Raw genomic sequence first — 21,471 nt, forward strand, 5'->3', positions numbered from 1 at the left:
ATCACGGCTCTTGAAGTGCGCGAGTTAGAGGCTGCGAGCAACCTGAACCTTCTCGAAGACTTCGATCTTGTCACCGACCTTGACGTCGTTGTAGCTCTTCACGCCGATACCGCATTCCATGCCGGCACGTACTTCCGACGCGTCATCCTTGAAGCGGCGCAGGGATTCCAGCTCGCCTTCGAAGATAACGATGTCTTCACGCAGTACACGGATTGGACGGTTACGGTGAACGACACCTTCGATCACCATGCAACCGGCGATCGCGCCAAACTTCGGCGAACGGAACACGTCACGCACTTCGGCGATACCCAGGATGTTCTCGCGAACATCGCTGCCGAGCATGCCGGTCAGGGCTTTCTTGACGTCTTCGATGATGTCGTAGATCACGTTGTAGTAACGCATATCCAGACCTTCCTGCTCGACGATCTTGCGCGCGCCAGCATCGGCACGCACGTTGAAGCCGAACAGTACAGCGTTGGAGGCCAGTGCCAGGTTGGCGTCGGATTCGGTGATACCACCGACACCGCCACCGACCACGCGCACTTGCACTTCGTCGTTACCCAGGCCGTTCAAGGCACCGTTCAACGCTTCCAACGAACCACGGACGTCGGATTTGAGGACGATGTTGAGCGTCTTCTTCTCTTCCTGGCCCATGTTTTCGAAGATGTTTTCCAGCTTGCCGGCGTGAGCACGGGCCAGCTTGACTTCGCGGAACTTGCCTTGACGGAACAGAGCCACTTCACGGGCTTTCTTCTCGTCGGCAACCACGCTCATCTCGTCGCCAGCGTCCGGGGTACCGTCCAGGCCGAGGATCTCGACAGGGATGGCCGGACCGGCTTCCTTGATTGGCTTGCCGTTCTCGTCGAGCATGGCACGTACACGGCCGTAGTTCGAACCGACCAGGACCATGTCGCCTTGACGCAGGGTACCGTCTTGAACCAGCACGGTAGCCACCGGGCCACGGCCCTTGTCCAGGCGGGACTCAACCACGACACCACGGCCAGGAGCCGATGGGGTAGCGGTCAGTTCCAGGACTTCGGCTTGCAACAGAACGGCTTCGAGCAGTTCGTCGACGCCAGTACCCATCTTCGCCGAAACCGGTACGAATGGAGTGTCACCACCCCACTCTTCCGAGGTCACGCCGTGTACCGACAGTTCGCTACGGATGCGATCGAGGTCAGCACCTGGCTTGTCGATCTTGTTCACCGCGACAACCAGCGGAACGCCAGCAGCCTTGGCGTGCTGAACAGCTTCGATGGTTTGCGGCATCACGCCGTCGTCCGCTGCAACCACCAGGATCACGATGTCGGTCGCCTTGGCACCACGGGCACGCATTGCGGTAAACGCGGCGTGACCAGGGGTGTCGAGGAACGTCACCATGCCACGGTCGGTTTCAACGTGGTACGCACCGATGTGCTGGGTGATACCACCGGCTTCGCCAGCAGCTACCTTGGCACGACGGATGTAGTCGAGCAGGGAAGTCTTACCGTGGTCAACGTGGCCCATTACGGTCACGACTGGTGCACGGGAAACAGCCTCGCCTTCAAACTTCAGGGACTCGGCCAGGGAATCTTCCAGGGCGGTGTCGCTGACCAGGGTCACTTTGTGGCCCAGCTCTTCGGCAACCAGCTGGGCAGTTTCCTGGTCCAGTACCTGGTTGATGGTCGCTGGGGTACCCAGTTTGAACATGAACTTGATGATTTCAGCAGCCTTCACCGACATCTGTTGGGCGAGATCGCCAACAGTGATGGTTTCGCCGATCTTCACTTCGCGCACGACAGGGCCGGTTGGGCTCTGGAAACCGTGGGCGTTGCGTTTCTTCAGCTTGGCCTTGCCGCGACCACCACGACGGAAGCCATCGCTTTCTTCGTCGGTAGTACGTGGGGCAACACGTGGCGCTGGCGCCTTTTCCTTGACCGAAGCACGATGCGGAGCGTTTTTGCGCTCGCCATCGCCACTACCGCGACGATTGCTGTCGTCGGCACGTGGTTTGTCCGGACGACGCTGTTCGTCACGCTTGCGGGCATCGGCTGCAGGTGCCGGAGCGGCTGCCACGACCGGTGCGCTTTCGCGCACAGGCTCGGCCACCGCAGCGGGCGCTGCAACGGGTTGGGCTGGAGCGGTCGGCGCAGCAGCAGGCTGGCGACGCGCTTCTTCTTCGGCGCGGCGCTTGGCTTCTTCTTCAGCCTTCTGACGTGCAGCATTTTCTACTGCGCGACGTTCATCCAGTTCACGCTTGCGCTCGGCTTCGATTTCTTCCGGGCTGCGCTGTACGAAGACTTTCTTCTTGCGTACTTCAACGCTGATGCTTTTGCTGCCAGCAACACGCAGGGTGCTGGTGGTTTTACGCTGCAGCGTAATCTTGCGTGGTTCTTCCACTTTCGCCTTGTGGCTGCTTTTCAAGTGAGTCAGCAACGATTGCTTCTCACTGTCAGTCACACTTTCTTCGGCGGCGGTGTGCGGCAGACCTGCCTCACGCATCTGCTGCAACAGGCGCTCTACCGGTGTTTTGACCTCATCGGCCAGTTGTTTCACCGTGACTTGCGTCATGCACTTCTCTCCTCAGGCCGCGCCTAATTACTCGAACCAGTGGGCTCGGGCGGCCATGATCAACTTGCCGGCACGATCATCGTCAATGCCGTCGATGTCGAGCAGGTCGTCAATAGACTGCTCGGCCAGGTCTTCGCGGGTAATTACGCCGCGCACCGCCAGTTCCATCGCCAAATCCTTGTCCATACCCTCAAGCGAGAGCAGGTCTTCGGCCGGATGGGCGTCTGCCAGCTTTTCCTCAGTAGCGATGGCTTTGGTCAACAAACGATCCTTGGCACGAGCGCGAAGCTCGTTGACGATTTCTTCGTCAAAGCCGTCGATGTTGAGCATTTCTTCCAACGGTACGTAGGCAATCTCTTCCAGGCTGGTGAAGCCTTCATCGACCAGCACCTGTGCCAGCTCTTCGTCGACTTCCAGCTCGTCGATGAAGTTGCGCAGGATGTCGCCGGTTTCTGCTTGCTGTTTAGCCTGGATGTCCGATTCGGTCATCACGTTCAGGGTCCAGCCAGTCAACTGGCTGGCCAGACGCACGTTCTGACCACCACGACCGATGGCCTGAGCCAGATTGTCTGCGCCGACGGCGATGTCCATTGCATGGGCATCTTCGTCAACGATAATTGCCGCAACCTCGGCCGGGGACATGGCGTTGATCACGAACTGAGCCGGGTTATCGTCCCACAGGACGATGTCCACACGCTCACCGCCCAACTCGCCCGACACTGCCTGGACGCGCGAACCGCGCATACCGATGCAAGCGCCCTGCGGGTCGATGCGTTTGTCCTTGGAGCGCACGGCGATCTTGGCGCGCGAACCCGGATCACGGGACGCAGCCATTACTTCGATCAGGCCTTCGGCAATTTCCGGCACTTCGATGCGGAACAACTCGATCAGCATTTCCGGCGCGGTACGCGACAGGATCAACTGTGGGCCGCGGTTCTCGGTGCGGATTTCCTTGAGCAGCGCACGCAAGCGCACGCCAACCCGGAAAGTTTCGCGAGAAATGATGTCTTCACGGGCCAGCAACGCTTCAGCGTTGTTACCCAGGTCGACGATCACGTTGTCGCGGGTGACTTTTTTCACGGTGCCGGAGATGATTTCACCCAGGCGCTCGCGGTAAGCGTCAACAACCTGGGCGCGCTCGGCTTCGCGAACCTTCTGCACGATGACTTGCTTGGCAGTCTGTGCAGCGATGCGGCCGAACTCGATCGATTCGATCTTCTCTTCTACAACGTCACCGACCTTGGCGCCAGGGTGCGTTTCAGCAACCTTGCTCGGCCAGGTTTCGATGGCCGGATCGTCCAGGTTTTCTTCTTCGACGACCGTCCAGCGACGGAAGGTTTCGTAAGCACCGGTGTGGCGGTTGATTTCCACACGCAGATCAACTTCGTCTTCAAAACGCTTTTTGGTAGCCGTGGCCAGAGCCAGCTCCAGCGCTTCAAAAATTACGCTTGCCGGTACACCCTTTTCATTGGATACCGACTCAACAACCAGCAGTACTTCTTTGCTCATCGTACGCCTCGCCTTTCGCAAGCCATTGGATCCGCGGGATCCGCAGTATCTGGCACGCCTCAGTCAAAACTGGGAATAATGTTGGCCTTGTCGATCATATCGATCGGCAACAGGAACTCATGGTCATCTACCTGCACCACGACGTCCTGCTCTTCTACACCGCGCAGAAGGCCCTGAAAGTTGCGTCGTCCTTCAAAAGGCGAGCGCAGCTTGATCTTCACTTGTTCACCGGCAAATTTTGCAAACTGCTCAAGAGTGAACAGCGGGCGTTCCATGCCTGGCGAGGAAACTTCGAGGGTGTATTCAACGGAGATCGGATCTTCAACATCCAGTACACCGCTGATCTGACGGCTGACGATGGCACAATCGTCCACCAGCACACCGCCCTCTTTATCGATATAAACGCGCAACATCGAGTGACGACCCTGAGCCGAAAACTCGATACCCCAGCATTCATAGCCTAGGGCCACGACCACCGGGGCCAGCAAGGCCTGCAACTCTTCTAGCTTGCTCGACACCTGAACCCCCTCGTGCATGTATGTGCATGCTGTGCAAAATAAAAAAATGGGCGAAACGCCCATCCTTGAAACGCCGTCGAACAGCGGCGCTGGAAGTGTCCAGCTAACAAAAAGCCCCTTAAAAGGGGCTCCTTAAACTGGTTGCGGGGGCCGGATTTGAACCGACGACCTTCGGGTTATGAGCCCGACGAGCTACCAGACTGCTCCACCCCGCGACAAAGCTGGGGCGGAAGTATACGACCGATCCCCTACAGGGTCAATGTAACCTTCCACCTGCAAGAAAGCCCGCAACAGCGGGCTCTCCTGACTAATTGGTACCGAGAAGGGGACTCGAACCCCTACACCCTATGGGCACAACCACCTCAAGGTTGCGTGTCTACCAATTCCACCACCTCGGCAATACTACGTTTGAAACCCTTCTTACTTCTGCTCTTGAGCTGGAGGTACGTCAGTCGCTGGAGTAGCCGACTTTTGCTCTTGAAGCACCGGGACATCATCAGAAGCCGGTTGTTGCTTTGGAACTTCCAACACTGCCGGGTTTGGCAAACCTACTTGAGTCAGCTGGTGAGCTTTCTCTTTAGCAAAGTAACCTAACCCTAAGCTGGTTATGAAGAAACCTGCGGCAAGTATAGCAGTAAACTTACTAAGAAAGGTAGAGGAACCTTGGCTTCCGAACACAGTATTTGAAGCACCTGCTCCGAAAGACGCGCCAGCGTCCGCACCTTTACCCTGCTGCAGCAAAACCAGAGCTACTACGCCCAATGCACCCAGCAGATGAAAAACGACTACGACTGTTTCCAGCATTTTTTCAGTTTCCCGCGGCGCGACAAATCGCACCGAACTCATCTGCATTCAGGGAAGCCCCACCAATGAGGCCCCCATCGATATCCGGCATGCCGAACAGTTCGACCGCATTGGCCGCCTTCACGCTGCCGCCGTATAGAAGCCGCACACCTTGTGCGATTTCAGAATTCTCTGCCGCCAACTGTGCGCGAATGGCTGCGTGCACATCCTGCGCCTGTTGCGGCGAAGCAGTCAGCCCGGTGCCAATGGCCCAGACCGGCTCGTAAGCGATTACTGCCTTGGCAAACACACCGACACCCAGCTCGTCGATGATGCTGCCCAGTTGCTGCGAGACAACTTCAAGGGTCTTGCCGGCTTCACGCTGCTCCAGGGTTTCCCCTATGCACAACACCGGAACCAGACCGCTTGCCTGTGCCGCTGCAAACTTGCGAATCAGCACTTCGTCCTGCTCGCCCATTATCTGGCGGCGTTCGGAGTGCCCGACAAGTACCAGGGAACAACCTGCATCCACCAACTGACTTGGCGAGACCTCACCGGTCAGTGCACCTTGTCCGGATTCCACCGCAGAATTCTGCGCGCCGATCGAAACCGACTTTCCTTTCAAGCCATCAACCACTTGGCTGATATGCAACAAAGGCGGGAATACCGCTACCTCAACACCGCTCGGCAAGGCCAAGTCACATAGGCCGTCGATCAGCTCAGCGACGCTGGCGCGGGTACCGTGCATCTTCCAGTTACCAGCTACCATAGGGCGACGCATGCTGTACCTCGTCGGTCAAAGTGGGCGCAGATGTTACCCAACACAATCGAGGCTGGCAAGCCGAATTCAGGCAGAAACTTCAGTAACCAGTTTTGCCAGCTCTTCGGCGTAGCCGCGAACCAGGGTTTCGTCTTCGCCTTCGACCATTACACGTACCAGCGGCTCTGTCCCGGACTTGCGCAACAGAACCCGCCCGCGACCCGCCATGGCCTGGGTAACACGCTCGCTGGCCTCCTTGACCGACGCATGCTCGAGCGGGTTTGCACCGCCACCGAAACGCACGTTGATCAACACCTGAGGACACTTGCGCAATGCCTGGCGTGCCTCTGCCAGGCCCTGGGAGCGAGTCTTCAATGCCATCAGCACCTGCAGCGCGGCAATGATTGCGTCACCGGTGGTGGTGTGATGGAAGCACACGATATGCCCCGAGTTCTCGCCACCCACCAGCCAGTTGCGTTCCAGCAGATCAGCGATCACATAACGGTCACCGACGTTGGCGCGCACGAAGGGAATCGCCAGGTCCGCCAGGGCGAGCTCCAGCCCCAGGTTACTCATCAATGTACCGACCACACCGCCTTGCAGCTTGTTCTGCTCATGCAGATCGCGAGCGATGATGTACAGCAGTTCGTCGCCGTCGACGATGGCACCGGTGTGATCGACCATCAGCACGCGATCGCCGTCACCGTCGAACGCGATACCCAGGTCGGCATGCTCGGCCAGCACGGCAGCCTGCAGCTGGCCCATGTGGGTCGAACCGCAGTTGTCGTTGATGTTCAGGCCATTGGGGTGCGCGGACAGGACCACGACCTCGGCACCCAGCTCGCGGAATACGCTCGGCGCGACCTTGTACGTGGCACCGTGGGCGCAGTCGATGACGACCTTCAGGCCGGCAAAGCTGGTGCCGGTCGGCACGCTGCTCTTGCAGAATTCGATGTAGCGACCGGAGGCGTCGTTGATTCGCGAGACCTTGCCGATCTTGCTCGACTCAACCACGGTCATCGGGGTATCGAGCAGCTCTTCGATCATGTGCTCGATTTCATCGGGAAGCTTGGTGCCCTTCCCGGAGAAAAACTTGATGCCATTGTCGTCGTGGGGATTGTGCGACGCACTGATCACGATGCCGGCTTCAGCATGGAAGGTACGCGTCAGGTACGCGATGGCCGGCGTCGGCATCGGGCCCAGGAGCATCACGTCGGCACCCGCCGACGTCAACCCGGCCTCGAGTGCCGATTCGAACATATACCCGGAAATCCGCGTGTCCTTGCCTACCAGCACCTTGCACGCGCCCATCTTGCGGAACGCCATGCCGGCAGCCCAGCCCAGCTTGAGCATGAAGTCAGGAGTGATCGGATAAACGCCGACCCGACCACGAATACCGTCGGTGCCAAAATATTTCTTAGTCATAATTACTCCATCTTTCTTATTCGGCTGATTCCACGGCGGTGATCATTTTCACCACATCAACTGTTTCAGCTACGTCATGGACACGCAATATACGCGCACCTTTGTGCGATGCCAGCGCCGCGAGGGCAAGACCGCCGTACAGGCGCTCCCCGACGGGACGATTCAACGCCTGACCGATCATGCTCTTGCGCGACACCCCAACCAACAGCGGGCGCCCCAAGGCATGCAAGGCTTCCATGTGCTTGAACAAGCTTAGATTGTGCTGCAGGTTTTTTGCGAAGCCAAAACCCGGATCGAGAATGATCCGCTCAGCCGGAATGCCCACCGCTGCGCATTGAGCCATGCGCTCGGCAAGAAACTGGCCCACCTCTTGGGTGACGTCCTGGTAGTGCGGGTTGTCCTGCATGTCACCCGGCTCCCCGAGCATGTGCATCAGGCACACGGGCAAGCCGGTAGCCGCCGCCGCATCCAGCGCTCCTTCGCGGCGCAACGAACGCACGTCATTGATCAAGCCGGCACCGAGTCGCGCTGTTTCGCGCATGACCGCGGGTGTGGAGGTATCAACCGAGATGATCACATCCAGCTCACGGTGGATCCGCTCGACGATCGGCGCCACGCGCTCCAGCTCTTCGAGCGGAGAAACCGCCCTGGCGCCCGGACGAGTGGACTCGCCGCCGACATCGATCAATGTGGCGCCAGCCGCGACCATGGCTTCGGCATGGCGCAACGCCGCATCGAGCTGGCTGAATTTGCCACCATCGGAGAAAGAATCGGGAGTGACATTGAGAATGCCCATGACATGCGTCTGGGCCAAATCAAGAACCCGGTTGCCGCAAGGCAACCGGGTCGAGGACTGAACAAAAGTCATTTCAAACCTTAAACGTCAGCAGCGGGACCGCCGATAGGTGTTTCCGGACGTTCGCCCTGCACCGCCGGAGGAGTGCCGGATGTACCGGTACCGCCCGACCAGTCGCGAGGTTCGCGAGGGGTGCGCCCAGCCATGATGTCGTCGATCTGCTCGGCATCGATGGTTTCATACTTCATCAGGGCATCGGCCATGGCGTCGAGTTTGTCACGGTTGTCCGTGAGAATCTGCTTGGCCGTGCCGTAGCACTGGTCGATGATGCTGCGCACTTCGGAGTCGATCAGCTTGGCTGTCTCACCGGAGAAACTTGCACTCTGGCCACCGCCGCCGCGACCGAGGAACACTTCGCCCTCTTCTTCGGCGTACATCAGCGGACCAAGCTTCTCGGAAAGGCCCCACTTGGTCACCATGTTCCGCGCAATCTGGCTGGCACGCATGATGTCGTTCGATGCACCGGTGGTGACGCCATCGAAGCCCAGGGTCATCTCTTCAGCGATACGGCCACCGTAGAGCGAGCAGATCTGGCTGATCAGTGCGCGCTTGGACAGGCTGTAGCGATCTTCTTCCGGCAGGAACATGGTTACACCCAGCGCACGACCGCGCGGGATGATCGAGACCTTGTACACCGGATCATGCTCAGGCACGACGCGACCGACAATGGCATGGCCGGCTTCGTGATAAGCGGTGTTCTGCTTTTCTTTCTCGGACATGACCATGGATTTGCGCTCGGCGCCCATCATGATCTTGTCTTTGGCCAGTTCGAACTCTTTCATCTCGACGATGCGCTTGCCGGCACGGGCAGCGAACAGCGACGCCTCGTTGACCAGGTTGGCCAGGTCGGCACCGGAGAAGCCAGGGGTACCACGAGCGATCACGGCCGGAGCGACGTCGTCACCCATTGGCACTTTGCGCATGTGGACCTTGAGAATCTGTTCGCGGCCACGGATATCCGGCAGACCGACCACGACCTGACGGTCGAAACGGCCTGGACGCAGCAACGCAGGGTCCAGTACGTCGGGACGGTTGGTCGCGGCAATCACGATGATGCCGTCGTTCATTTCGAAGCCGTCCATCTCCACCAGCAACTGGTTGAGAGTCTGCTCGCGCTCATCGTGACCACCGCCCATGCCGGCACCACGATGGCGACCGACGGCGTCGATTTCATCGATGAAGATGATGCATGGCGCGTGTTTCTTGGCCTGTTCGAACATATCGCGAACACGGCTGGCACCGACACCGACGAACATTTCGACGAAATCGGAACCGGAAATGGTAAAGAAAGGCACCTTGGCTTCGCCGGCAATCGCCTTGGCCAGCAAGGTTTTACCGGTACCCGGAGGACCGACCATCAGCACGCCGCGAGGAATGCGGCCACCCAGGCGCTGGAACTTGCCCGGATCACGCAGGAACTCGACCAACTCGCCGACTTCTTCCTTGGCTTCGTCGCAACCTGCAACGTCTGCCAGGGTGGTTTTCACCTGGTCTTCGGAGAGCAGGCGCGCCTTGCTCTTGCCGAAGCTCATCGGCCCGCCCTTGCCACCGGCACCGCCCTGCATCTGGCGCATGAAGAACATGAACACCGCGATGATCACCAGGATCGGGAAGCTCGCCACCAGGAGTTGAGTCCAGATGCTTTGCTGCTCAGGCTGCTTGCCTTCGACCACGACGTGGTTATCCACCAGGTCGCCGATCAGGCCGTTGTCCTGGATTGCCGGACGAATGGTCTTGAAGCTGTCGCCATCGTTGCGCTTGCCGGTAATCACGTAGCCATCAACCGCCACGCGCTCGACCTTGCCATCCTTGACCTGCTGGATGAAGTCGGAATAGTTGAGGGTCTGCGGCTCGTTAGGGCTGGAGAAGTTGTTCATCACCGTCACCAGGACAGCCGCGATGATCAACCACAGGATCAGATTCTTTGCCATATCGTTCAATTAACTACCCTCTGAAGCAAGCGCCGCGTTGGCGCGCGCTTCGCATGATATTCACCGGCCTAACTTACTACATTACCTACAACTCTGGCAGGCGCCGTCTGTAACCCTTTGTGAAACACTTTCTACACAATATTCGCTTATGCACGCGAGGCGAAATACGAAAAACCTATCACCCCGCCAAAAAACCTCGTTTTACTCACTGCGACCGCGATAGCCCCAAGCCAGCATGTATTGCTCGCGAGAGCTGCCACGCGAAGAGTCCGGCTTGAGCATCTGGATCTTGTCGAATTTCTTGCGAGCGTCCTTCAGGTAGACATCGAAACCTTCGCCCTGAAAGATCTTGATCACGAAATTACCACCAGGTTTGAGTATCCGCTCAGCCAAATCAAGTGCCAGCTCGCACAGGAACATGGCTTTGGGCATGTCCACTTCAGGCGTACCACTCATATTGGGGGCCATATCGGAAATCACAAGGTCCACCTGCGAATTACCGACGGCCTCAAGGATCCGGGCGAGCACTTCGTCCTGGGTGAAGTCACCCTGGATGAAAGTCACGTCCGGAATGCCGTCCATTTCCAGGATGTCCGAGGCGATCAGACGACCCTGGCCACCGATCAGCCGGCTGGTCACCTGCGACCAGCCACCGGGCGCCGCACCCAGGTCGACAACGCTCATGCCCGGACGGATCAGCTTGTACTTCTCCTGGATCTCCAGAAGCTTGTAACTCGCACGCGAGCGGTACCCGTCCTTCTGCGCCTGCTTCACATAGGGGTCATTGACATGTCTTTTCAGCCACTCAAGGCTTGTCTTGGAACGCGCCATCGGGCACCTCGATGATAAGGGTCGTGATTAGTTGGGCGGATCCACGAACCCTCGGGTAAAATGGCCGCCATTTTACAGAATCCAGACGAAAGGGTCAGATTATGCCGCTCACTCAAGAGCAGAAGAAACAGTACAAATCCATTGGCCACCATCTGAAACCAGTTTTGATTGTGGCTGACAACGGTTTGACTGAAGGTGTGTTAGCCGAACTCGAACGCGCATTGGCGGATCACGAGCTGATCAAGATCAAGCTCAACATCCTCGATCGCGAATCGCGCCTGGCATCCATTGCCGAGCTGTGCAAGGTTGGCAAAGCGGATCTGGTACAGGTCATCGGCAAGATGGCACTGATTTACCGCAAGAACTTCAGCGTCAACAAGCAGCTGTCGAACGTCCATCGCTTCAAGTGATGACAAGGGTCAAGGGTGTGCTTCGCGCACCCTGCCACTCCATCCGGGTACCGGCTGCATGATCAGCACCAGTCCCGAGAACCCCAGAACCATATAGCTGAACACCTGCCAGCGCTGCGCATCAGGCCAGCCGACAAGCACCGCGACAAACATCGCACACGCGCACAACGCGATCAGCAACACCTGCCCACGAAAATCCCGCCATAGACTGGCAAGGCCATTGGCCTGTACCAGCACCAAAGCCTGAAAGATCACGCACACGGCGGCAAACATCACCACCATGGTTTCGAACAAGCCGGCGATCTCATCGATCAGCAACGGTGCCAGGCCAATTCGGCCCAACACCGGCTGCAAGCCGAGATGTACCAGCCACAGGCCGCCGACCCACAACATCTGGGCCAGCTGCCAGAGCATGGCGCCCGCATGCAGCGGGCGCCTGGCTTCAGATGTGACGGACTTCGACAATCTCGTACTCGATAACGCCGCTTGGCGTTTTTACTGCAACCACATCACCCTCTTCCTTGCCGATCAAAGCACGGGCCAGGGGTGCGCCCACCGAAATCTTGCCGAGTTTGAAGTCTGCCTCGTCCTCTCCCACGATGTGGTAGGTGACGCGCTCATCCGTCTCGACGTTGGCGATTTCAACGGTGGTGCCGAAGATCACTTTGCCGGTGTGAGGAATGGTCGTGACATCGATGATGACCTGATTCTGGATCCGGCCTTCGATGTCACGGATCCGCGCCTCGACCATACCCTGCTGCTCGCGAGCAGCGTGGTATTCGGCGTTTTCCTTCAAGTCACCCAACTCACGGGCCGTACCGATGTCCTGGCTGAGCTTCGGACGAACGACCTTGGTCAGGTGAGTGTGTTCTTCTTCCAGGGCGCGAGCGCCCTGAACGGTCATCGGGTACTTGGTTATGCTCATGCCTTCAATCCTGCGTGTAGATCCTGCAAGCGGCGTACGGTCTTCTCGGGACCGAACTTCAGCGCTTCGCAGATCGCTTCGCCAGCAGCAATGGTCGTGGTGCAGTAGATCTTGTGCTGCAGCGCGTTGCGACGAATGGAATAGGAGTCAGCGATCGACTGACGGCCTTCAGTGGTGTTGATGATCAAGGTGACTTCGTCATTCTTGATCATGTCGACTACGTGCGGACGCCCTTCGGTCACCTTGTTCACGCGGCGCACTTTCAGGCCTGCCGCTTCGATCAGCTTGGCGGTACCGGCAGTGGCAACCACTTCGAAGCCCAAGTTGATCAGATCACGGGCCACGCCCGCAACCAGTGGCTTGTCGTCATCACGAACGCTGATGAACGCAGTACCGCCGGTCGGCAGCACTTCGCTGGCGCCCATCTGGGCCTTGGCGAATGCTTCACCGAAGGTGTCGCCCACGCCCATCACTTCACCGGTGGACTTCATCTCCGGGCCGAGGATCGGGTCAACGCCAGGGAATTTGGCGAATGGGAACACCGCCTCTTTCACACTGTAGAAGTTCGGGATGATTTCCTTGGTGAAACCCAGCTCTTTCAGGGTTTTACCGGCCATCACGCGTGCGGCGATCATCGCCAGGGAAACACCGATGCACTTGGACACGAACGGCACGGTACGCGAAGCACGCGGGTTGACTTCGATGACGTAGATGTCTTCGCCTTGCAGCGCCAACTGAACGTTCATCAGGCCGACCACGCCCAGCTCCAGGGCCATTTTCTTGACCTGTTCACGCATCTCGTCCTGGATGTGCGCCGGCAGCGAATACGGTGGCAGCGAGCATGCCGAGTCACCGGAGTGAACGCCGGCCTGTTCGATGTGCTGCATGATCGCGCCGATGACGACGTCTTTGCCGTCGCAGACCGCATCCACGTCCATTTCGATGGCGCAGTTGAGGAAGTGGTCCAGCAGCACCGGGCTGTCGTTGGACACTTGAACCGCTTCACGCAGGTAGCGCTTGAGTTCTTCTTCTTCGTAGACGATTTCCATCGCACGACCGCCCAATACGTAGGACGGACGCACCACCAGCGGGTAACCGATCTTGGCAGCAGCACGAATCGCTTCGTCTTCGCTGCGCACGGTGGCGTTTGGCGGCTGACGCAGGTTCAGGCGCTGAACCATCTGCTGGAAGCGCTCGCGGTCTTCGGCACGGTCGATGGCGTCAGGGCTGGTGCCGATGATCGGCACGCCTGCGGCTTCCAGCGCACGGGCCAGTTTCAGCGGGGTCTGGCCGCCGTACTGGACGATTACGCCTTTTGGCTTCTCGACGCGGACGATTTCCAGCACGTCTTCCAGGGTCACTGGTTCGAAGTACAGGCGATCGGAGGTGTCGTAGTCGGTGGAAACGGTTTCCGGGTTGCAGTTGACCATGATGGTCTCGTACCCGTCATCGCGCAGGGCCAGTGCCGCGTGTACGCAGCAGTAGTCGAACTCGATGCCCTGGCCGATACGGTTAGGACCGCCGCCCAGGATCATGATCTTGTCGCGGCCCGATGGCGCGGCTTCGCACTCTTCTTCGTACGTCGAATACAGGTACGCGGTATCGGTGGCGAACTCGGCGGCGCAGGTGTCGACGCGCTTGTAGACCGGGAAGATTTCCAGCTTGTGGCGGTGAGCACGCAGGCTCTTCTCGGTCACACCCAGCAGCTTGGCCAGGCGCATGTCGGAGAAGCCTTTGCGCTTGAGGCGGAACATCAGGTCGCGGTCGATGCTGGTCAGACCCAGGGTCTTGACCTTCTCTTCGTCCTTGATCAGGTCTTCCATCTGTACCAGGAACCACGGATCGATCATGGTCATGCCGAAGATGTCTTCAACACTCATGCCGGCGCGCATGGCGTCCGCCACGTACCAGATACGCTCGGCGCCCGGCACGGTCAGCTCGCGCTTGAGCACGCTCATGCTTTCCGGGTTGCTCAGGTCAACCTTCTCGTCCAGGCCGCAAACGCCTACTTCCAGGCCGCGCAGGGCTTTCTGCAGGGATTCCTGGAAAGTACGGCCGATGGCCATGACTTCACCGACCGACTTCATCTGAGTGGTGAGGCGCGCGTCAGCCTTGGCGAATTTCTCGAAGGCGAAACGTGGCAGCTTGGTCACGACGTAGTCGATGGACGGCTCGAAGGACGCCGGGGTCTTGCCGCCGGTGATGTCGTTCGACAGCTCGTCCAGGGTGTAGCCCACAGCCAGTTTGGCCGCGACCTTGGCAATCGGGAAGCCGGTGGCTTTCGAAGCCAGTGCCGACGAGCGGGATACACGCGGGTTCATCTCGATCACGACCATGCGGCCGGTGTTCGGGCAGATGCCGAACTGAACGTTGGAACCGCCGGTTTCCACGCCGATCTCACGCAGTACCGCCAGGGAGGCGTTACGCAGGATCTGGTATTCCTTGTCGGTCAGGGTCTGTGCCGGTGCCACGGTGATCGAGTCACCGGTGTGCACGCCCATCGGGTCGAAGTTTTCGATGGAGCAGACGATGATGCAGTTGTCCTTCTTATCGCGGACAACCTCCATCTCGTATTCTTTCCAGCCGATCAGCGATTCGTCGATCAGCAGCTCTTTGGTCGGCGACAGGTCCAGGCCGCGGGCGCAGATTTCTTCGAACTCTTCACGGTTGTAAGCGATACCGCCACCGGTGCCGCCCATGGTGAAGGACGGACGGATGATGCACGGGAAGCCAAGCTTCTCGAGGACCGCATTGGCCTCTTCCATGCTGTGGGCGATACCGGAACGCGGGCACGCCAGGCCGATGGACTTCATCGCCTTGTCGAAACGCGAACGGTCTTCAGCCTTGTCGATGGTGTCGGCGTTGGCACCGATCATCTCTACGCCGAACTTCTCCAGAACGCCTTCGCGCTCCAGGTCCAGGGCGCAGTTCAGAGCAGTCTGGCCGCCCATGGTCGGCAGCAGCGCGTCCGGACGCTCTTTTTCGATGATCTTGGCAACGGTCTGCCACTTGATCGGCTCGATGTAGGTTGCGTCGGCCATGGCCGGGTCGGTCATGATGGTGGCCGGGTTGGAGTTCACCAGGATGACGCGGTAGCCCTCCTCGCGCAGGGCTTTGCAGGCCTGGGCGCCGGAGTAGTCGAATTCGCAGGCCTGGCCGATCACGATCGGGCCAGCGCCGAGAATCAGGATGCTTTTAATGTCTGTACGTTTTGGCATGGGTTTGTCACTCAAATCCGCAGGTCAGTCGGCAAGCCGTCTTGTTCAATCTGTGAAGACCCGAGGGGGCCACCGGTGTCGGGGCCGCCCTCAGGCTTTGCAACATCAGGGCGAGCGATCAGCGTCGCTTGGCCATCTCGTTGATGAAGCGATCGAACAGGGGTGCTACGTCGTTCGGGCCAGGGCTGGCTTCCGGGTGACCCTGGAAGCTGAAGGCGCTCTTGTCGGTACGCTCGATCCCTTGCAGGGTGCCGTCGAACAGCGATTTGTGGATCGCACGAACGTTGGCCGGCAGGGTCGCTTCGTCTACCGCGAAACCGTGGTTCTGGCTGGTGATCATCACAACACCCGTGTCCAGGTCCTGGACCGGGTGGTTGGCACCGTGGTGGCCGTGGCCCATTTTCAGGGTCTTGGCGCCGGAGGCCAGGGCCAGCAGCTGGTGACCGAGGCAGATGCCGAATACCGGGATCTCGGTTTCCAGCACGTCCTTGATCGCCTGGATCGCGTAGTCGCAAGGCTCCGGATCACCAGGGCCGTTGGACAGGAACACGCCGTCCGGCTTCAGGGCCAGTACATCGGCGGCAGGCGTCTGGGCAGGCACCACGGTCACACGGCAGCCGCGCTCGACCAGCATGCGCAGGATGTTCACCTTGACGCCGTAGTCGTAGGCCACCACGTGGTACGGCAGCTCGGAGGCTTCGATGGTCGCGTGGCTGTCGGTTTTCAGATCCCAGACAGTCGAGCGCCACTCGTACTTCTCGGTGGTGCTGACGACCTTTGCCAGGTCCATGCCCTTGAGGCCAGGGAAACCCTGGGCAGCGGCGATGGCGGCTTCTTCGGAAATGTTGTCACCGGCCATGATGCAGCCGTTCTGCGCGCCTTTTTCACGCAGGATGCGCGTCAGGCGGCGGGTGTCGATACCGGCGATGGCCACAACGTTGTTGGCCTTCAGGTAGTCGGACAGGGACATGGTGTTACGCCAGTTGCTCGCCACCAGTGGCAGGTCACGGATGACCAGGCCAGCCGACCAGACGCGGTTGGACTCGGCGTCTTCCGGCGTGGTGCCGGTGTTGCCGATGTGCGGGTAAGTCAGGGTAACGATTTGTTGGGCGTAGGAAGGATCGGTAAGGATTTCCTGATAGCCGGTCATTGCGGTGTTGAACACCACCTCACCAACGGTTTGACCGTCGGCTCCAATGGCTTCGCCGCGAAAAATGCTGCCATCAGCAAGGGCGAGTATGGCTGGCTTAGTCAAGAAGACCTCCCGTAAATAAAGCCTGAAAGGGCGATCGCAGGTTGTAAAAAAGCGGAGTGACGTATGGACACGTCACCCCGCTTCTTCACTGAATTATTCTGCGCGCTTTTAGTGGACACACTAAAGCTGTAGCTTACAGAAAAAGGCCTTTTTGGTCTACCGCCAATGAGCCTTAAAGGCTGGAGAATGCGACAGGACGTCGCTTGGCGGGATAAAACCGGGCTCGAACGCTGTGCGCGAGCCCGATTTCGGGTGCATCTTAACGCAGGTCGAGCACGTCTTGCATGTCATAAAGACCAGGCTCGCGCCCATCCAGCCACAAAGCGGCACGGACCGCACCCTTGGCGAAGGTCATGCGGCTGGAGGCCTTGTGGGTGATCTCGACACGCTCGCCATCGGCGGCGAACAGCACGGTGTGATCACCGACGATGTCGCCAGCACGAACAGTGGCAAAACCGATCGTCTCGCGCTCGCGAGCACCGGTCTGGCCTTCACGACCGTAAACCGCGACTTTCTTCAGGTCGCGACCCAGGGCATCGGCAATCACCTCACCCATGCGCACGGCCGTACCGGATGGCGCATCGACTTTATGCCGATGGTGGGCTTCGGTGATCTCGATATCGACATCGTCACCCAGCACCCGAGCGGCGGTGTCGAGCAGCTTCAGGCACAGGTTTACACCGACACTGAAGTTGGCCGCGAAGACGATCGGGATTTCCTTGCCCGCCTCCGCCAGCAACTGCTTCTCTTCAACGCTGAAGCCGGTCGTGCCGATGATCATCGCCTTGTTGTGCTTACGGCAGAAGGCGAGGTTCTTCAGGGTCACCGTCGGGTGGGTGAAGTCGATCAGCACGTCGAACTCATCGACCACACGATCCAGATCACCCGACAGCGGCACGCCGATGCGACCGATGGCAGCCAGCTCGCCAGCGTCCGCGCCGACCAGCGTGCTGTCAGGACGATCCACTGCCGCCGTCAGGCCGGCACCCGGTGCCTGCTGCACGGCTTCGATCAGGGTTTTGCCCATGCGCCCGGCGGCGCCCATCACAGCTATACGTCGCATGCCTGTCTCCTTACAAATCGCCGAAGAAGCGTTTCACGCCTTCGAACCAGCCTGTGGTTTTCGGTGAATGACTGTTGTCGTCCGCCAGGGAGTTGCGGAACTCTTCGAGCATTTCACGCTGACGACGGCTCAGGTTGACCGGCGTCTCGACCGCCACACGGCACATCAAGTCACCCGCACCGCCGCCACGCACCGGCGCAACGCCCTTGCCACGCACGCGGAACTGCTTGCCGGTCTGGGTCCCTTCAGGGATTTTCAGCTTGACCCGACCATCGAGGGTCGGAATCTCCAGCTCGCCACCCAGCGCCGCATCGACGAAGCTGATGGGCACTTCACAGAACAGGTGCTTGCCGTCACGCTGGAAGATCGAGTGCTCGCGCACGTTGATCACCACGTACAGATCGCCGGTCGGCCCGCCCATGGCGCCCGCCTCGCCTTCGCCCGACAGGCGAATGCGGTCACCGGTATCGACACCGGCCGGCACTTTCACCGACAGGGTCTTGTACTCTTCGACACGACCTTCGCCGTGACAGGAGTCGCACGGGTCGGAGATGATCTTGCCCTGGCCATGGCAACGCGGGCAGGTTTGCTGCACCGAGAAGAAGCCTTGCTGCATGCGTACCTGGCCGATACCGCCGCAAGTCGGGCAGGTCACCGGCGAAGAACCTTTCTTGGCACCCGAGCCGTCGCACGGCTTGCAGTTGACCAGTGTCGGAACGCGGATATTCACGGTCGTACCGCGCACCGCCTCTTCCAGGTCCAGCTCCAGGGTGTAGCGCAAGTCACTGCCACGCTGGGCACCGCCACGGGAACCACCGCGACCGCCACCGAAGAAGTCGCTGAAGACATCGCCGAAGATGTCGGAGAAGTTCTGACCGCCGAAACCGGCACCGCCGCCACCCATGCTCGGGTCTACACCGGCATGGCCGTACTGGTCGTACGCCGCACGCTTGCTGGAGTCGGACAGCACTTCGTAGGCCTCGTTGGCCTCCTTGAACATCTCTTCCGATGCCTTGTCATCAGGATTACGGTCCGGGTGGTGTTTCATCGCCAGGCGACGGTAAGCCTTTTTCAGGTCCGCCTCGCTTGAGCCTCGTTCAACACCCAATATCTCGTAATAGTCACGCTTTGCCATAAGTCTCTGCACTCTTGAGGACGTTCGACAAAACCCTCCTGAGTCTGCCGAACTCATTGAGCCCCAATACAGGCCCGGACCCAACTCACGTCAATTCAACGATCCTGGTCTTTGATTCTTGCGGTACTTGCGGCGCGAAAAGCAGGAGCATTTCCGGCCATACCACCAACATCCGAACGTTGTCGCATGCTGTAAAAATTCACGTATTCCAGATACGCCAACGCGGGAGCAAGCTCCCGCGCGGCGACATCCTACCAGTCACCGCCGCAAGGCAGTCAACCGGCCGACCAACAACTTACTTGTGGTCTTTGACTTCTTCGAACTCGGCGTCGACCACGTCATCAGCCTTCTCGGCCGACTCACCTTGCGGTGCCGCGCCTTCAGCTGGCTGAGCCTGTTCGGCGTACATCTTCTGCGCCACTGGCGCGGAGACTTTCGACAGCTCTTCAACCTTGGCTTCGATAGCAGCCTTGTCGTCGCCTTTCACGGCGGCTTCCAAGGCAACCACGGCAGCTTCGATCGCAGTCTTCTCTTCAGCGCTTACCTTGTCGCCAGCATCGGCAACCATTTTGCGCGTCGAGTGAACCAGTGCATCGCCCTGGTTACGGGCAGCGGCCAGCTCTTCGAACTTGCGGTCTTCCTCGGCGTTGGCCTCGGCATCACGCACCATGCGCTCGATCTCTTCGTCGGACAGGCCGGAGTTGGCCTTGATCACGATCGACTGAGTCTTGCCGGTGGCCTTATCCTTGGCGCCTACGTGCAGGATGCCGTTGGCGTCGATGTCGAAGGTCACTTCGATTTGTGGCACGCCACGTGGTGCTGGTGGAATCTCGGCCAGGTCGAACTTGCCCAGGGACTTGTTCTGTGCAGCCTGCTTACGCTCACCTTGCAGCACGTGAATGGTCACGGCGCCCTGATTGTCGTCGGCAGTCGAGAACACTTGCGATTTCTTGGTAGGAATCGTGGTGTTTTTCTCGATCAGCGCGGTCATCACGCCACCCATGGTCTCGATACCCAGGGTCAGCGGGCTGACGTCCAGCAGCAGAACGTCTTTCACATCACCGGCCAGTACCGCGCCCTGGATGGCAGCACCCATGGCGACAGCTTCGTCCGGGTTCACGTCTTTACGTGCTTCTTTACCGAAGAACTCGGTCACCAGCTTCTGAACCAGTGGCATACGGGTCTGACCGCCGACCAGGATCACGTCGTTGATCGCGCCGATCTCGATACCGGAGTCTTTCAGCGCAATGCGGCAAGGCTCGATGGTGCGTTGAACCAGGTCTTCAACCAGCGATTCCAGCTTGGCGCGGGAGATCTTCACGTTCAGGTGCTTTGGACCGGTGGCGTCTGCAGTGATGTACGGCAGGTTGACGTCGGTCGACTGAGCGGAAGACAGCTCGATCTTGGCTTTTTCAGCGGCTTCTTTCAGGCGCTGCATCGCCAGCGGATCACCCTTGAGGTTCATGCCGCTTTCTTTCTTGAATTCGTCGACGAGGTAGTCGATCAGACGAATGTCGAAGTCTTCACCACCCAGGAAAGTGTCGCCGTTGGTGGCCAATACTTCGAACTGGTGCTCGCCATCGACTTCAGCGATCTCGATCACGGAAACGTCGAACGTACCGCCACCCAGGTCATAAACGATCACGGTGTGATCGCCCTTGGCCTTGTCCATACCGTAAGCCAGAGCGGCTGCGGTTGGTTCGTTGATGATACGTTTCACATCCAGACCGGCGATGCGGCCGGCGTCCTTGGTCGCTTGACGCTGGCTGTCGTTGAAGTAGGCCGGAACGGTGATCACCGCTTCGGTCACTGGCTCGCCGAGGTAGTCTTCGGCAGTCTTCTTCATTTTCTTGAGGATTTCAGCCGAGATTTGTGGCGGCGCCATTTTCTGGCCGTTCACTTCAACCCAGGCGTCGTTGTTGTCAGCCTTGACGATCTTGTAAGGGACCATCTGGATGTCTTTCTGTACCACTTCTTCTTCGAAGCGACGACCGATCAGACGCTTCACCGCATACAGGGTGTTGTGCGGATTGGTCACAGCCTGACGCTTGGCGGACTGGCCAACCAGGATTTCGCCATCGTTGGCGTACGCGATGATCGACGGCGTGGTACGCGCGCCTTCTGCGTTTTCAATAACTTTGGCCTTGCCGTTTTCCAGCACGGAGACGCAGGAGTTGGTAGTCCCCAGGTCGATACCGATAATTTTGCCCATGTTCACTCTCCCGAAACTTTGGATTTGGTTGCCGCAGCAGTGGTGGCTAACTGCGGTAGCACTTAAACGCTTGACTTCTAAATGGGGGCC

At 59.1% G+C, this 21,471-nt stretch carries 17 protein-coding genes and 2 tRNA genes; 1 reads left to right on the plus strand and 18 read right to left on the minus strand.

Going from position 1 to position 21,471, the window contains the following annotated elements; translation table 11 throughout:
- Positions 1-24: 24 nt before the first annotated feature.
- From infB to rlmE, 11 genes are all read right to left on the minus strand, one after another.
- Complete coding sequence (infB, locus tag NPS56_RS07220; RefSeq protein ID WP_274074066.1) at positions 25-2,550, minus strand: translation initiation factor IF-2; 2,526 nt, start codon at positions 2,548-2,550, stop codon at positions 25-27.
- A 27-nt stretch (positions 2,551-2,577) separates the two neighbouring features.
- Positions 2,578-4,059: a transcription termination factor NusA gene (gene nusA / locus NPS56_RS07225; RefSeq protein ID WP_274074067.1), complete on the minus strand. Its 1,482-nt coding sequence runs from the start codon at positions 4,057-4,059 to the stop codon at positions 2,578-2,580.
- 59 nt (positions 4,060-4,118) lie between these two features.
- Complete coding sequence (gene rimP / locus NPS56_RS07230; RefSeq protein WP_007915250.1) at positions 4,119-4,577, minus strand: ribosome maturation factor RimP; 459 nt, start codon at positions 4,575-4,577, stop codon at positions 4,119-4,121.
- Positions 4,578-4,715: 138 nt separating this feature from the next.
- Positions 4,716-4,792 (minus strand) — tRNA-Met (locus NPS56_RS07235).
- Between the two features lie 97 nt (positions 4,793-4,889).
- Positions 4,890-4,975, minus strand: a tRNA-Leu gene (locus tag NPS56_RS07240).
- Between the two features lie 22 nt (positions 4,976-4,997).
- On the minus strand, positions 4,998-5,381 hold the full coding sequence (gene secG, locus NPS56_RS07245; RefSeq protein WP_017336473.1) for a preprotein translocase subunit SecG: 384 nt from the start codon (positions 5,379-5,381) through the stop codon (positions 4,998-5,000).
- A 4-nt stretch (positions 5,382-5,385) separates the two neighbouring features.
- Positions 5,386-6,141, minus strand: a complete 756-nt coding sequence (tpiA, locus tag NPS56_RS07250; RefSeq protein ID WP_274074068.1) for a triose-phosphate isomerase — start codon at positions 6,139-6,141, stop codon at positions 5,386-5,388.
- Positions 6,142-6,207: 66 nt separating this feature from the next.
- Complete coding sequence (gene glmM / locus NPS56_RS07255; protein ID WP_274074069.1) at positions 6,208-7,545, minus strand: phosphoglucosamine mutase; 1,338 nt, start codon at positions 7,543-7,545, stop codon at positions 6,208-6,210.
- Between the two features lie 16 nt (positions 7,546-7,561).
- Positions 7,562-8,413 (minus strand): dihydropteroate synthase, encoded by an 852-nt coding sequence (gene folP, locus NPS56_RS07260; protein WP_274074070.1) that lies wholly within the window; start codon positions 8,411-8,413, stop codon positions 7,562-7,564.
- An 8-nt stretch (positions 8,414-8,421) separates the two neighbouring features.
- Entirely contained in the window at positions 8,422-10,332 is a 1,911-nt protein-coding gene (gene ftsH, locus NPS56_RS07265) for an ATP-dependent zinc metalloprotease FtsH (RefSeq protein ID WP_020796530.1), read from the minus strand.
- 201 nt (positions 10,333-10,533) lie between these two features.
- The gene (rlmE, locus tag NPS56_RS07270; protein ID WP_274074071.1) at positions 10,534-11,163 is read right to left on the minus strand and encodes a 23S rRNA (uridine(2552)-2'-O)-methyltransferase RlmE; all 630 of its coding nucleotides are present in this window, start codon (positions 11,161-11,163) and stop codon (positions 10,534-10,536) included.
- A gap of 101 nt (positions 11,164-11,264) precedes the next feature.
- On the opposite strand from rlmE, the gene NPS56_RS07275 reads away from it, so the two are divergent.
- Positions 11,265-11,573: a YhbY family RNA-binding protein gene (locus NPS56_RS07275; RefSeq protein ID WP_007942889.1), complete on the plus strand. Its 309-nt coding sequence runs from the start codon at positions 11,265-11,267 to the stop codon at positions 11,571-11,573.
- A 9-nt stretch (positions 11,574-11,582) separates the two neighbouring features.
- Here the strand turns inward: NPS56_RS07275 and NPS56_RS07280 are convergent, their stop codons facing one another.
- From NPS56_RS07280 to dnaK, 7 genes are all read right to left on the minus strand, one after another.
- Positions 11,583-11,987 (minus strand): MFS transporter, encoded by a 405-nt coding sequence (locus NPS56_RS07280; protein ID WP_274074072.1) that lies wholly within the window; start codon positions 11,985-11,987, stop codon positions 11,583-11,585.
- Positions 11,988-12,015: 28 nt separating this feature from the next.
- Positions 12,016-12,492, minus strand: coding sequence for a transcription elongation factor GreA (greA, locus tag NPS56_RS07285; RefSeq protein ID WP_274074139.1), 477 nt, complete (start codon positions 12,490-12,492; stop codon positions 12,016-12,018).
- Positions 12,493-12,494: 2 nt separating this feature from the next.
- A complete protein-coding gene (gene carB / locus NPS56_RS07290; RefSeq protein WP_274074073.1) occupies positions 12,495-15,716 on the minus strand; it encodes a carbamoyl-phosphate synthase large subunit in 3,222 nt (1,073 codons plus the stop codon).
- Between the two features lie 118 nt (positions 15,717-15,834).
- Positions 15,835-16,971, minus strand: coding sequence for a glutamine-hydrolyzing carbamoyl-phosphate synthase small subunit (gene carA, locus NPS56_RS07295; protein WP_046820625.1), 1,137 nt, complete (start codon positions 16,969-16,971; stop codon positions 15,835-15,837).
- A gap of 259 nt (positions 16,972-17,230) precedes the next feature.
- Complete coding sequence (dapB, locus tag NPS56_RS07300; RefSeq protein ID WP_274074074.1) at positions 17,231-18,034, minus strand: 4-hydroxy-tetrahydrodipicolinate reductase; 804 nt, start codon at positions 18,032-18,034, stop codon at positions 17,231-17,233.
- A gap of 10 nt (positions 18,035-18,044) precedes the next feature.
- The gene (dnaJ, locus tag NPS56_RS07305) at positions 18,045-19,169 is read right to left on the minus strand and encodes a molecular chaperone DnaJ (RefSeq protein WP_274074075.1); all 1,125 of its coding nucleotides are present in this window, start codon (positions 19,167-19,169) and stop codon (positions 18,045-18,047) included.
- A 295-nt stretch (positions 19,170-19,464) separates the two neighbouring features.
- The gene (dnaK, locus tag NPS56_RS07310) at positions 19,465-21,381 is read right to left on the minus strand and encodes a molecular chaperone DnaK (RefSeq protein ID WP_274074076.1); all 1,917 of its coding nucleotides are present in this window, start codon (positions 21,379-21,381) and stop codon (positions 19,465-19,467) included.
- Positions 21,382-21,471: the final 90 nt, after the last annotated feature.

It is taken from the genome of Pseudomonas putida (assembly GCF_028682635.1).
GTDB classification, from domain to species: Bacteria; Pseudomonadota; Gammaproteobacteria; order Pseudomonadales; family Pseudomonadaceae; genus Aquipseudomonas; species Aquipseudomonas putida_AE.

Coding starts and splice junctions, on each gene's coding strand:
- folP (WP_274074070.1), bottom strand. CDS start 8,413: ATGACTTTTGTTCAGTCCTCGACCCGGTTGCCTTGCGGCAACCGGGTT.
- infB (WP_274074066.1), bottom strand. CDS start 2,550: ATGACGCAAGTCACGGTGAAACAACTGGCCGATGAGGTCAAAACACCG.
- nusA (WP_274074067.1), bottom strand. CDS start 4,059: ATGAGCAAAGAAGTACTGCTGGTTGTTGAGTCGGTATCCAATGAAAAG.
- ftsH (WP_020796530.1), bottom strand. CDS start 10,332: ATGGCAAAGAATCTGATCCTGTGGTTGATCATCGCGGCTGTCCTGGTG.
- tpiA (WP_274074068.1), bottom strand. CDS start 6,141: ATGCGTCGCCCTATGGTAGCTGGTAACTGGAAGATGCACGGTACCCGC.
- dapB (WP_274074074.1), bottom strand. CDS start 18,034: ATGCGACGTATAGCTGTGATGGGCGCCGCCGGGCGCATGGGCAAAACC.
- dnaJ (WP_274074075.1), bottom strand. CDS start 19,169: ATGGCAAAGCGTGACTATTACGAGATATTGGGTGTTGAACGAGGCTCA.
- secG (WP_017336473.1), bottom strand. CDS start 5,381: ATGCTGGAAACAGTCGTAGTCGTTTTTCATCTGCTGGGTGCATTGGGC.
- carB (WP_274074073.1), bottom strand. CDS start 15,716: ATGCCAAAACGTACAGACATTAAAAGCATCCTGATTCTCGGCGCTGGC.
- NPS56_RS07280 (WP_274074072.1), bottom strand. CDS start 11,987: ATGCTCTGGCAGCTGGCCCAGATGTTGTGGGTCGGCGGCCTGTGGCTG.
- glmM (WP_274074069.1), bottom strand. CDS start 7,545: ATGACTAAGAAATATTTTGGCACCGACGGTATTCGTGGTCGGGTCGGC.
- NPS56_RS07275 (WP_007942889.1), top strand. CDS start 11,265: ATGCCGCTCACTCAAGAGCAGAAGAAACAGTACAAATCCATTGGCCAC.
- dnaK (WP_274074076.1), bottom strand. CDS start 21,381: ATGGGCAAAATTATCGGTATCGACCTGGGGACTACCAACTCCTGCGTC.
- rlmE (WP_274074071.1), bottom strand. CDS start 11,163: ATGGCGCGTTCCAAGACAAGCCTTGAGTGGCTGAAAAGACATGTCAAT.